Genomic DNA, 12,536 nt, shown 5'->3' on the forward strand with positions numbered 1-12,536 from the left:
ATAGCGCGTCTTCAGGCGGAAGTCGATGCGCGTCTCGTCGCATTCCACGGCGATCATCGAGAAACCCGCCATGGTCGCCGCGAGCGGCTGCGCGCCGCCCATGCCGCCCAGACCGCCGGTGAGAATCCAGCGGCCCTTCGGATTGCCGTTGAAGTGCTGGTTCGCCACCGAATAGAACGTCTCGTACGTGCCCTGCACGATGCCCTGCGAGCCGATGTAGATCCAGCTACCCGCCGTCATCTGGCCGTACATCATGAGGCCCTTGCGGTCCAGTTCGTGGAAATGTTCCCACGTGGCCCAGTGCGGCACGAGGTTCGAGTTCGCGAGCAGCACGCGCGGGGCATCCGCATGCGTGCGGAACACGCCAACCGGCTTGCCCGACTGGATCAGCAGCGTTTCGTCCTCGTTCAGGTCCTTCAGCGACGCCAGGATCTGGTCGAAGCACTCCCAGTTGCGCGCGGCGCGGCCAATGCCGCCGTACACCACGAGCGCATGCGGATGCTCGGCGACTTCCGGGTCCAGATTATTCTGGAGCATCCGGTAGGCAGCTTCCGCCAGCCAGGTCTTGCAGACCTTCTGCGCGCCGCGCGGGGCGCGGATCGTGCGGGTCGGGTCGAGGCGGGGGTCGGTGAAGTTCGGGTGGTTCATGGCGTTGGTTCGAGTCCGGTCGAGTCGGGATGGCAAGCTGAAGGACCGCGCCCGCGAATGTGCGACGAGCGCTGCAATGTGGACTAAGTCTAACGCCGCCAAGTTGTATATACAACTCGTTTCGAACAAACGCGGGTAAGTAGTTACCCTGGATTATTTACGGGAAATGGGCGGTCCCGCGCAATGTCGCGGCAAGCGAATTGCGAGGAACGTTGTCTAGACAAATTCGGAAGGCGAAAACGAGCGGTGTCTACCGCATCAGACCGTCCCGGCCAGATGAAAACGCGAAGCCGGATGCCACAAACGCACGGAAGTCGCCACATGCCGCCCTACCCACGTGCGGCGCAGCAACAGCAGGCAGGGCTCGCCGATTTCCATCTCCAGATATTGCCGCACGCGCGCGTCGGGCTTTTGCGCGTAGATGCGGAACTCGGCGCGCTGGATCGGCGCGAGGCGCACCATGTAGTGATTCGGCGTTTCGACGGTGAAGTCCTGGGCCAGATAGTCGGGGAACACCTCGGGATTCACGTAGCGGTCCTCGTACTGGATCGGCTCGCCCTCCTCGCTGTGCACGATGCGCGAGTGGAAGACCGGCCCGGCGTCGAGTTCGAGCGCGGCGATCGCGTTCGGATCGTCGCTCGACTCCAGCCCCAGCACGCGCGCCGCATGCCGATGGCCGCGCGCCGCGATTTCGTCGGCGATATTGCGGATTTGCAGCACGGTCGATTCGTACTGGCGCGGCGCCACATAAGTGCCCGATCCGCGCACGCGGTTCAGCACGCCCTCGGCCATCAGTTCTCGCAGCGCGCGCGACACGGTCATGCGCGCCACGCCGAACTCTTTCACCAGTTCCGTTTCGGAAGGCACCACGTCGCCGGGCCGCAGGGCGCCCCTTTCGATCTGTGCGAGCACGTGGCGTTTGATCTGCTCATAGGCGGGCAACGGGGCACTGTGGACCGTTTTCTTTTGCATGGTCTCGATCTTCGAATGAACGGGGGGCGCCGGATCGATCCTGCATGGCGCGACGCGGCGACGTGGCTTCAGGCGGCCCACATTGTACCGCCCCTTATAGTGCCGCCGCGCGGGCGGCGAGGCAGGGACGGCGCGCGATGCATGGCTTGATGGCGCGCGCAGCGGGCCGCAGTTCGACATGCAGCCGTTCGGCGAGAATTGGTTCGAGGTGCGAAGGATCGCGGGGTGCCGGTTGAGTGTTCGTGATTCTGCCGGGCTCGGCATGATGCCGAAGGCGGCGCTCGCCGTGGCAATGGCTCTTCGTGGTGTTCGCCGCTGCGCTTCAGGGCGCGCATGAGGCCGATCGCTATATGAGCGGCGCACTACCCGTGCGCCGCGTTCTTTTATCGAACCGCCGCAGCGTTACTTCGGCTGTTCGACCGTGCGCAGGTACGGCTTGAGCGTCTTGAAGCCCTGCGGATACTTCTGTTTGGCCGCATCGTCGGAAACCGAAGTCGGGATGATGACGTCGTCACCGGGCTTCCAGTTCACGGGCGTCGCCACCGTGTGCTTCGCGGTAAGTTGCAGCGAATCGAGCAGACGCAGCACCTCGTCGAAATTGCGGCCCGAACTCATGGGGTAGACGAGCATCGCCTTCACCTTCTTGTCCGGCCCGATGAGAAACACCGAGCGTATCGTGGCGTTGTCGGCCGCCGAGCGCGTGTTCGCGCCGCTCGCGTGCGGATGGATCATGTCGTAGAGCTTCGCGACGCTCAGATCCGGGTCGCCGATCATCGGATAATTGACCGCGCTTCCCTGCGTTTCCTCGATGTCCTTCGCCCACTTCACATGGTCGTCAACCGGGTCGATGCTCAGGCCGATAATCTTCGTGTTGCGCTTGTCGAATTCCGGCTTGAGCTTTGCCATATAGCCGAGTTCCGTCGTGCAAACGGGTGTGAAGTCTTTCGGATGCGAAAACAGAATGGCCCATTGGTCGCCGATCCATTCGTGAAAACGGATCTTGCCTTCGGTGGTTTCCGCGGTGAAATCGGGGGCATCTTCTCCAAGACGAATCGTCATCTTCAGTCTCCTGAATGCGGTGATTGGCAGACCGCGAGGGTCTGCGTGCGCGCGAAAAGGGTTCCCGCTTCTGCATTTTAGATAGTCCGCGCGACGCTTACGGCATTTCTTTCCGGTTTCGTCTTTATTACAACTCGCATACATTCCGCCCTCATTTAGCGTTAAGTGCCCGTATTGGCGCGACATTGCAGCCTTGACATTCACCGAGCATGAAGCGAATAATGCGTCGTTCGATAATCGAAACCGTGTTCGTAATACGAACGCGAGAACAATAAAAACGGGCTGGCCGTCTTGCCGGGCGAATCCGCGCGTGCAAGGCGAGATATGAACCCGCTGCGCCGGGGCGCCATCGCCTCTCGCACATGGAGGAGCCGCCTCTGCCTTCCCGTACGCCACGCGCCATGGCTCGCCAGCCGCGCGGCGCCGGGACCGTCCGCAAGCCACGCCTCCTGTCCGCTCCGGCCAGCCAGTAGCCATTCGCTACCTAGCGCAAAAGAGCATGAAAAGAGACCTCCAGACTGAAACGACGCGCGATTCCCGCCAGGGTGTCGTCGCCGCCCTCGTGTACGTTTTCGAGCGGGTCATGCCCGACCCCTTCGTTCTGTCCATCTGCCTCACCTTTTTCGTCGCGGTGCTCGCGCTGGTCGTCGCGCCGCACGGCAACCTCCCCACGCTGCTCGGTTCCTGGTACGAAGGCACATTCGGCATTCTCGGCTTCGCGCTGCAGATGATCCTGATCCTCGCCACCGGCTACGCCATCGCCGAGGCGCCGGTCATCCAGCGCGTGCTGCGCGCGCTCGCCTCCAGGGCACAAACGCCGGCGCGCGCCGCCCTGCTTGTGTTTCCCGTGGTCGCCATCTCGGCGTGGCTGAACTGGGGCCTCGGCCTGATCGTCGGCGCGCTGCTTTCGCGCGAAATCGCCAAGCGCGTGAACGTGGATTTCGCGTGGCTCGTAGCGGGCAGCTACTCGGCCTGGTCGATCTGCAATAGCGGGCTCTCAAGCTCCATCGCGCTTTCGCAGGCCTCGCACGGCAACGCGCTCAATCTCGTGGAAAAGGCCACCGGCCACGTAATTCCGCTCAGCCAGACCGTGTTCGCGCCGTTCGTCTTCGTGCCGACCGTGCTCGTGGTGGTCGTGATGACGTTCATCTTCATCCGCATGCATCCGAAGCCGGAGCACGTGGCGCCGTTCAGCCAGGCGGCAGAAGCCGAAGCGAGCGACGCCGGCGTGAGCGACGATCCGCACGCGCGCGCCGGCAACGGCACGCCTTCGTTCGCATCGCGCCTCGAACAATCGATGCTCGGCACGCTGCTGCTGATCGCGCTCGGCGCGGGCTATCTCGCGATGGAATGGAGCGAAAAGGGCTTCGATCTCGACATCAACACGACGATCCTCATCTTCCTGCTGATCGGCCTCGCGCTCCAGCGCACGCCCATCGCCTACGCGAACGCCATCCGCCGCGCCGCGCGCCAGACCGGCTCCATGCTTCTTCAGTACCCCGTCTACGGCGGCATCATGGGGATCATGAAGGGCACGGGCCTCGCCTCGATGATCGCCAAGGCATTCGTCACGATCGCCACGCCGCTTTCGCTGCCGCTCTGGAGCTATCTCAGCTCGCTCATCATCACGCTGCTCGTGCCGAGCGCGGGCGGCCACTGGGCCGTGCAAGGGCCGTTCGTGCTGCCCGCCGCGCTGAGCCTGCACGCCTCCGTGCCGCGCACCGCCATGGGCGTGGCGATGGCCGAGAACGTCTCGAACATGCTGCAGCCGTTCTGGGCCGTGCCGATCGTCGCGATTGCGGGCATCCGCATTCAGCGCGTGATGGGCTATACCGCCGTGACGTTCGCCGTTTCGCTCGTGATCTACGCCGCCGCGCTCTGGTTCGTACCCTGAGCGCACGCGCCGCCCTGGCCTCGCGGCGCGCGAAGATCGGCGACAATGAGCGGACTTCGACGGCGGCATGCTGCGCCGAATCGACCTGCGATCCGACCCAGGAGACTGCCATGACCGCCAGCGCGCCGCCTTCCCCGCCCTCGTCGCCTTCGTCTTCAGGCTCCGGCGACGACGAATTCGATCCGCGTTTCGTCGAGTTCGCGCGCCAGGTGTTCGACACCGCGCGCCGCGGCGAGGCGGCCACGCTCGCCACCCTCATCGACCAAGGCCTGCCGCCGAACCTGCGCAACGAAAAAGGCGACAGCCTCGTGATGCTCGCGAGCTACCACGGCCACGCCGCCGCCGTGCGCGCGCTCGTGCAGCGCGGCGCGGATCCGAACCTGCGCAACGACAACGGCCAGACGCCGCTCGCGGGCGCGGCCTTCAAGGGCTATGCCGACGTGATCGGCGCGCTGCTCGAAAACGGTGCAGACGTGGAAGGCGCGTCTCCCGACGGCCGCACCGCGCTGATGATCGCGGCCATGTTCAATCGCTGCGATATCGTCGACCTGCTGCTCGCGCGCGGCGCGAACCCGGCGGCGCACGACACGGCGGGCAACACCGCGCTGGACGCCGCGAACGCCATGGGCGCGGTGGACACGGCCACGCAGCTCGCGCGCCTCGAGGGCGGCAAACGCCCCTGAATCAAGGGGCGCAATCGCGCGACAAAAAAACGGCGCCGGAAACCAGGCACGCCAAACGCTGCAAGGCGCATAACCGCGCGCGCCTTCCTGGTGTCACTCCTGGTTTGCATACAACGCGCCGCCAGGCGACGCTATCCATGTATGTAACACCCGTGCGTATAGCGCCCGTGCGGGGCAGGCGATTTTCCACAAGCCGTGATATCGTTTTGTCATCGGATTCGAAAAAGTCTGCACGCACCCGTCAATCGAACTCTGTTACTTTCGCGAGCGTCGCCATGAGTGATGTACGCCACCATCTGAGTCCGCGCGATCGCGTGGAGCTGCTCTGCTGGCTCACCTGCGGGAGCCTCGGAGCCTACTATCTCAACGAGTCCTGGCCCAACGCGGCCTTTCACGTCCAGGCGGCGCACAAGTGGCTCGACCGTCACGCGCGCGAGGCCGACTGGCTCGCCATTGCGCGCCTCGCCGCCATGGCGCAGGACATCGCACAGCAGCACGCGTGGTTCGTGGACGCGGTCTGGGCGCGCGACGCTGTCGAGGAGATTCTCGACACCGACGACCTGAACTACCAGGCCAAGCTCGTTTTGCAGGTCCTCAAGGACTGCGAACGGGCGCTCGCCGACCGCCGCCCCGCGGACTGAATCCGGCTCGTCAAGCGGGGTTCGCCGTCGCGGGCGAGGACTGCGACGGCTTCGCGCTGTCCGCCGCCGGCGCAGGCGCGGCGGGCGTCCAGCCATAACCGAGCGCCTTGTACAGATTCACGATCTGCGCAAGCTCCTGGTCATGTAGCGACGACTCCTGCAATTGCGCATTGAAGAGACTGCGCTCGGCGTCGAGCACTTCGAGGTAGCTCGTATAGCCGCCCTCGTAGAGATCGTGCGCCACCGACGTATATTCCGTAAGCGCCGCCACCTGGCGCGTGGTCGAATCCAGTTGATCGCGCGTGCGCGCCACGCCCACGAGCGCATTTTCCACATCGGCGAACGCCTGCTGGATCGCCTGCTCGTAGCTGAATAGCGCTTCCTGCTGCACGGCTTCGGCCTGATGCACACCGCCCGCAATCGCGCCGCCCTCGAAAATCGGCTGCGTAATCGCGCCCGCGAACGACCACACACGGGCGGGTCCCGTCCAGAGTCCCGAGAGCGCCGTGCTCGCTGCGCCGAACAGTCCCGTGAGCGAAATCTGCGGGAAATACAGCGCGCGCGCGGCGCCAATCGATGCGTTCGCCGAAATGAGCGTTTGTTCGGCCTGCAAAATATCGGGGCGGCGTTCCAGCAGCGTCGATGGCAGCCCCGCGGGAATGGCGGGCGCGGTGAGTTCGGTGATCGACTTGCCGCGCGGAATCGGCCCGGGATTTTCACCCAGCAGCAGCGAAATCGCGTCTTCCTGCGTGGCGATTTCCTGCTGGATCGAATACACCGAGGTCTGCGCCGACTGGTATTCCGACTGCGCCTGGCTCACCTGCAGCCGCGAAACGACCCCGCCCGCATAGCGCTCGTTGAAAAGATCGAGCGCCCCCTTGCGGCTTTGGAGCGTGCTCTGCGCGATGACGAGCTGATTGTCGAAGTCGCGCAGTTGCAGATAGGACGTGGCCACGTTCGCGATGATGGAAATGCGCGTGGCCTGCTGCGCGGACTGCGTGGCCATATAGTCGGCGCGCGCCGCTTCGGTGAGCCTGCGCAGGTGGCCGAACAGATCGAGTTCCCAGGACACCGCGCCGTTCAACTGCACCTGGTTGCCGACCACGGGCGGGTAGCCAGGCGCCGGAACGCCACGGCTGCGCGACGCGCCGAAATTCGCCGACACCTGCGGGAAAAGACCTGCGCGCGTCACGACGTATCGCCCGTAGAACTCCTCGACGCGGGCCGCCGCAATCAGGAGATCCTTGTTCTGCGCCAGCGCCTTCGTGATCAGATCGTTGAGCACGGGGTCGTTGAACTGCGTCCACCAGTCGAGCGAAGTGTCGACGAGTTCCGCCTGCGGCGAAGCATAGCGAAACGTCGAAGGCGTCTCGACCGCGGGACGCTGATAGTCGGGCCCGACCGCGCAGGCGCCGAGGCACGCGGTCGCGAGGATCAGCCCGAGGGGACGCAGCGCGCGATTCGTCAGATTCAAATGTGTCTTCATCGCTCAGCCCTCCTGCGAAGGCGGCGCCGCAGGGGGCGTGCTGGCATGCGGCGCGGCGCTCGGCTTCTTGCGCGACGAGAGCGTTTCCAGTCCCCAGAAGAACATCGGAATGAAGAAGAGTGCGATCGCCGTGGCGCCGAGCATGCCGGCAATCACGCCGGTGCCGAGCGAGCGCCGGCTCGCCGCCGACGCGCCGCTGGCAATGGCGAGCGGCACGCAGCCCAGTATGAACGCGAGCGAGGTCATGATGATCGGCCGCAAGCGCAGCTTCGCGGCGTGCAGCGCGGCATCGAAGGGCGACATGTTCTCCTTCTCGCGCATTTCGATGGCGAATTCGAAGATCAGAATGGCGTTCTTCGCCGCGAGCGCGATCAGCACGGTCAGGCCGATCTGGAAGTACACGTCGTTTTCCATGCCGCGCAACAGGATGCCCACGAGCGCCCCGAAGATCGCGAACGGCACGGCCAGCAGCACGCCGACCGGCAGCGACCACTTCTCGTACTGCGCCGCGAGAATGAGGAACACCATCAGCAGTGCGAAACCGAACACGAGCGCCGCTGTCGAGCCCGCCTTCTTTTCTTCGTACGCCTGACCGCTCCATTCGAAGCTGTAGCCCTCGCCCAGCACTTCGCCCGCAATCTGCTCCATTGCCGCGATTGCCTCGCCGGAGCTATGGCCCGGCGCCGCGTCGCCGGTGATTTTCGCCGCCGGGAAATTATTGAAGCGGTTGACGATGTCGGGGCCCGGCACGAAACGCGAAGTCGTCACTGCCTTGATCGGCACCATGTCGTTGTTGCGGTTGCGCACATAGAGCTGCTGGATGTCGTCCGGGCTCAAGCGGTATTGCGGCTCGGCTTGCATGATCACCTGGAAAAGGCGGCTGCCCTTCGGGAACTGGCTCACGTACAGGGAACCGAACATCGTCTGGAGTGCAGAATAGATATCCTGAACCGGAACGCCGAGCGTTTCCGCCCGCTCGCGGTCCACTTCCACGAGCAACTGGCGCGAGTTCGTGTTGATGGTGGAATTCACGCTGCGCAGGGCCGGATTCTGGCGCGCCTTCGCGATCACCTGCCGCACCTTCTCCTCGAGCTGCTGATACGTGCCGTCGCCGGTGCTTTGCAGCCAGAACTCGAAGCCGCCCGTGGTGCCGAGGCCCGGAATCGACGGCGGATTGAGCGGCACGACCACGCCGTCCTTGAACGTGGAAAACGCCTTGGTGGCATCGCGGATCAGGTCCTGCGCGGTGCCGTTCTCGCCGCGATCCTTGAAGCCCTTGAGCGTCACGAACAGCGTGCCCGCGTTCGATTTGTACTGCGCATCGATCAGGCTGTAGCCGATCGGCGCCGCCACCGAACTCACGGCAGGCTGTTTCGCGAACCAGTCCTCCGCTTTCTTCGAAAGCTCGCCGGTGCGGTCCAGACTCGCCGCGTCGGGCATCACGACCGCGCCGAACAGATAGCCCTGATCCTCCACGGGCAAGAACGACGATGGAATATGGTTGAACAGGCCGACCGTTGCAATCAGCATCACGACAATCAGGCCGATGGAGAGGATCACGCGGCGTATCGCGGCCTGCACCCAGCTTCCATAGCCTTCGGTCAAGCGTTCGAATTTATCGTTGAACCAGCGGAAAAAGCGGTTCTTCTTGTGCTCGCCTGGCTTGAGCAGGATGGCCGCGAGCGCGGGCGAAAGCGTGAGCGCGACGATACCCGAAAGCACCACCGAAACGGCGATCGTCACGGCGAACTGCTTGTAAAGCTGCCCCGTGATGCCCGAGAGAAACGCCACCGGTATGAACACGGCGAGCAGCACCAGCACGATCGCCACCACCGGTCCGCTCACTTCGTCCATCGCGCGTTTGGCCGCTTCCTTGGGCGCCAGCTTGAACTCGCTCATATTGCGCTCGACGTTTTCGATCACCACGATCGCGTCGTCCACCACGATACCGATGGCCAGCACCATGCCGAACAACGTCAGCATGTTGATCGAGAAGCCGAACGCCGACATGCCGATGAACGCGCCGATGATCGACACGGGCACGGCAAGCAGCGGCACGAGCGTCGCGCGAAAGCTCTGCAGGAAGATGTACACCACGATGATCACGAGAATCACCGCATCGCGCAGGGTATGGACCACCTCGTTGATCGACTCGTGCACGAACTCGGTCGTATCGAGCGCGACTTCATACTTGAGGCCGGGCGGAAAACTCTTGCTCAACTGATCGAGCGTCTGGCGCACCTGCTTGGCCACTTGCAGGGCATTCGCGCCCGGCTGCTGATACACGGCGAGCAGCGTGGCCGTCTTGCCGTTGAAGCGGCCGCGCAACGAATAGTCCTTCGCGCCCAGCTCCGCGTGGCCGATGTCCTTCAGGCGCACGATCGCCGCATCGCCCGACGCCGCGCGCAGAATGATGTTGTCGAAATCGGCGGGCTCGGTAAGACGCCCCTTCGTCGTCACAGGAAACGTCTGGTTCACAGGACTGGTGGTCGGCGCCGCGCCGAGGCGGCCCGCGGAGAACTGCTGGTTCTGCTGCGCAATCGCGTTCTGCACGTCGGCCACGGTAATGCCGAGCTTCGCCATGCGGTCGGGCTTGAGCCACACGCGCATCGCATAGTCAGCAGAACCGAAGATCGACGCCTGGTTCGCACCCGGAATGCGCTTGAGCGCGTCGAGCACGTAGACGTTCGCGTAGTTCGCCACGTAGGACGCATCATATGAGTTATCGGGCGAATAGATCGCGACCACCATCATGAACGCGGAGGAGCGCTTCTGCACCGACACGCCTTGCGCCGTCACCGAATCGGGCAGGAACGGCAGCGCGAGGTTCACGCGGTTTTGCACGTCCACCTGGGCGAGCGACGGATCGGTGCCGATGTTGAAGTACACCGTGAGCGTCATGTTGCCCGTCGAGGAACTCGACGAGTTCATGTACATCATGTTGTCCGCGCCGTTGACCTGCTGCTCGATCGGCGCGGCCACGTTCTGGGCGACGATATCGGCGCTCGCGCCCGGATACGTGGCGCTCACCGTGATGGTGGGCGGCGCGATGTCCGGGAACTGCGCGATCGGCAGGTTGAACATCGCCACGAGACCCGCGACGACGAGCACGATCGAGACGACCGACGCGAAAATCGGCCGGTCAATGAAGAAGTGGGAGAACTTCATCGTTCAACCTCCCGCGGCGGGCGAGAACGTGACGTCCACGCGGCGGGATTTGTCGGGCGGATCGTTGGCGACGATCCGCGCCGGTTTGCGCATGTCGATGCGCTCGGTCTTCACGCCGGCCACCACCAGCGCCGCGCGCACCGTGGCCGCGCGCTCGGCCGCGAGACGCTGGTTCGCGGCCAGCGAGCCCGTCGAATCGGTGTAGCCGGAGATCACGACGCGCGCGCCCGGCTCGGCGACGAGACGGCGCGCCACGCCCGCGAGCGCATCGGCCGACTGGGCGTCGAGGCTCGCACTGCCCGACGCGAAATACAGCGCGGTGTGTTCGCCCTGCGCGCCGGACGCGCCCGAAGCCGTGGCCGATTGGGCGGCGTTCGCGCCTGTATTCGCTTGCGCGTTCGGGTTTGCATTCGGGTTTGCGTTCGGGTTTGCGTTCGGGTTTGCGTTCGGGTTTGCGTTCGGGTTCGCATTCGAGGCAGCCGCGCCCGATGCGCCCGCCTGTGCTTCGCCGCCCGCGGTACTGCCCGCAGCACCGCCTTGTCCATCAGCCGCGCCGCCGATATTCACGGATGCAGGCGGCGTCTGCACCAGATTCGCCTTGACCGGCGCACCCGGCATGAGCCGCAGCGTATTGTCGATGATGACGTGATCGCCCGGATGCAAGCCCGACTTGATCACCCACGCATTGCCGTTCCACTCGCCCGTTTCTACCACGCGCTGCTGCGCCTTGTTGTCCTTGTCGACGGTCCACACGTACGCGCCGCGCGGCCCCTGCTGCACCGCGGACTGCGGCACGGCCACCGCCGAACTGCGCATCGCGCCCAGCAGCTTGATGCGCACGAACTGACCGGGCCGCAGCGCTCCCGTGGGATTCGGCATGGCGGCGCGGATCAGGTAAGTGCCGGTTTCCGAGCTAAGCGCGGCGTCGGTAAAGGCAATGCGGCCGCGCTGCGGATAGATGCTGCCGTCCGCGAGCACGATCACCGCTTCGAGCTTGCCGACTGGCGGCAACTTGAGCGTGCCGTTCTGCGTTTGCGTGCGCAGATCGAGCATCTCGTTCTCGGAGAGCGAGAAGTTGATCCACATGGGATCGAGCTTGGCGACGTAGGTGAGCAGGCTGTTGCTTGCATCGATATACGAACCGTCCTGCTTCTTCGCAAAGCTCGAAAGACCCGTAACGGGCGCGACGATGGTCGTATAGCCGAGATTGAGCTGCGCGCTGATCACATTCGCCTTCGCCCCTTCGACCGCAGCGGCGGCGGCCTGCTCCTGGCCGACCGAATCGTCGAGGTCCTTCTGGCTCAATGCGTTCTTCGCGGCAAGCGGACGCACGCGGGCAAGATTGGCCTGCGCGGTTTGGAGCCGCGCCTTCTGCTGGGCAAGTTCGGCCTTCGCGGCGTCGAGCGTGGCTTCGAACGGTTTGCGGTCCATGACGAACATGACGTCGCCCGCATGGACCAGCGAGCCTTCCGTATACACCCGCTTTTCGAGGAAGCCACTCACGCGCGCGCGAATTTCGACCTGCTGCGAGCTTTCAGTCTGCCCCACGTATTCGAAAACCACAGGCACGTCGCGCAGCGCCACTGTGATCACGTCGACGTTCGCTGCGGGTCGTGTTTCGGCAGCCGGTTTGTTTTCATGACATCCAACGACACTTGTCAGCAACCCTAACGACAGACACAAGCTGGCCACCCGAATACCGTGAGTCATGCTGTTCTCCGTGTTGTCGACGATCTGCGCTGGACCGACGAAACCAAATCAGGCGCGCGCGGGCGATCTCATCGAATCACCGCCACTGACTTTAGTGCTCGACCAAATACTACTGTCTTTCTGGACGACACAGAATCAGGGTGACCAAATATTCGCTCGGGACGACAGGACTGGCGCGTACAGCGCAATGACGACCGCATTTGTTTCGAAAGGCGAGACGATATCCGGATCGTTCGCTAACGTCTGCGCGAAATCACGCGGCGCTTGCGCATGGA

Annotated in this window: 8 protein-coding genes and 1 pseudogene; 3 read left to right on the forward strand and 6 right to left on the reverse strand. The window is 64.2% G+C overall.

All coding sequences use genetic code 11. The annotated features are described in order from the left end of the window. The 3 genes and pseudogenes from U5768_RS15010 to U5768_RS15020 form a co-directional block, all read right to left on the reverse strand. Positions 1-648 (reverse strand): annotated as a pseudogene (locus tag U5768_RS15010) (urocanate hydratase); the annotation flags it as partial. Between the two features lie 258 nt (positions 649-906). After that, positions 907-1,620, reverse strand: coding sequence for a histidine utilization repressor (hutC, locus tag U5768_RS15015; protein WP_322031199.1), 714 nt, complete (start codon positions 1,618-1,620; stop codon positions 907-909). A gap of 402 nt (positions 1,621-2,022) precedes the next feature. Beyond that, entirely contained in the window at positions 2,023-2,679 is a 657-nt protein-coding gene (locus tag U5768_RS15020; protein WP_322031200.1) for a peroxiredoxin, read from the reverse strand. 499 nt (positions 2,680-3,178) lie between these two features. Between U5768_RS15020 and U5768_RS15025 the strand changes: the two genes are divergently transcribed. The 3 genes from U5768_RS15025 (at position 3,179) to U5768_RS15035 (ending at position 5,897) form a co-directional block, all read left to right on the forward strand. After that, positions 3,179-4,573, forward strand: a complete 1,395-nt coding sequence (locus U5768_RS15025) for a short-chain fatty acid transporter (RefSeq protein WP_322031201.1) — start codon at positions 3,179-3,181, stop codon at positions 4,571-4,573. Between the two features lie 110 nt (positions 4,574-4,683). Beyond that, the gene (locus U5768_RS15030) at positions 4,684-5,256 is read left to right on the forward strand and encodes an ankyrin repeat domain-containing protein (RefSeq protein WP_322031202.1); all 573 of its coding nucleotides are present in this window, start codon (positions 4,684-4,686) and stop codon (positions 5,254-5,256) included. 275 nt (positions 5,257-5,531) lie between these two features. Continuing rightward, complete coding sequence (locus tag U5768_RS15035; protein WP_028205078.1) at positions 5,532-5,897, forward strand: hypothetical protein; 366 nt, start codon at positions 5,532-5,534, stop codon at positions 5,895-5,897. Positions 5,898-5,907: 10 nt separating this feature from the next. Here U5768_RS15035 and U5768_RS15040 read toward each other — a convergent pair whose 3' ends face one another. From U5768_RS15040 to U5768_RS15050, 3 genes are read right to left on the reverse strand one after another with little or no spacing between them, the layout of a single operon-like run. Beyond that, on the reverse strand, positions 5,908-7,383 hold the full coding sequence (locus U5768_RS15040) for an efflux transporter outer membrane subunit (RefSeq protein WP_322031203.1): 1,476 nt from the start codon (positions 7,381-7,383) through the stop codon (positions 5,908-5,910). Positions 7,384-7,386: 3 nt separating this feature from the next. Then, positions 7,387-10,551, reverse strand: coding sequence for a multidrug efflux RND transporter permease subunit (locus U5768_RS15045; protein ID WP_322031204.1), 3,165 nt, complete (start codon positions 10,549-10,551; stop codon positions 7,387-7,389). Positions 10,552-10,554: 3 nt separating this feature from the next. After that, positions 10,555-12,144: an efflux RND transporter periplasmic adaptor subunit gene (locus U5768_RS15050; RefSeq protein WP_322031205.1), complete on the reverse strand. Its 1,590-nt coding sequence runs from the start codon at positions 12,142-12,144 to the stop codon at positions 10,555-10,557. Positions 12,145-12,536: the final 392 nt, after the last annotated feature.

Origin of the sequence: Paraburkholderia sp. J76 (assembly GCF_905220295.1) — a bacterium.
Taxonomy (GTDB): Bacteria; Pseudomonadota; Gammaproteobacteria; order Burkholderiales; family Burkholderiaceae; genus Paraburkholderia.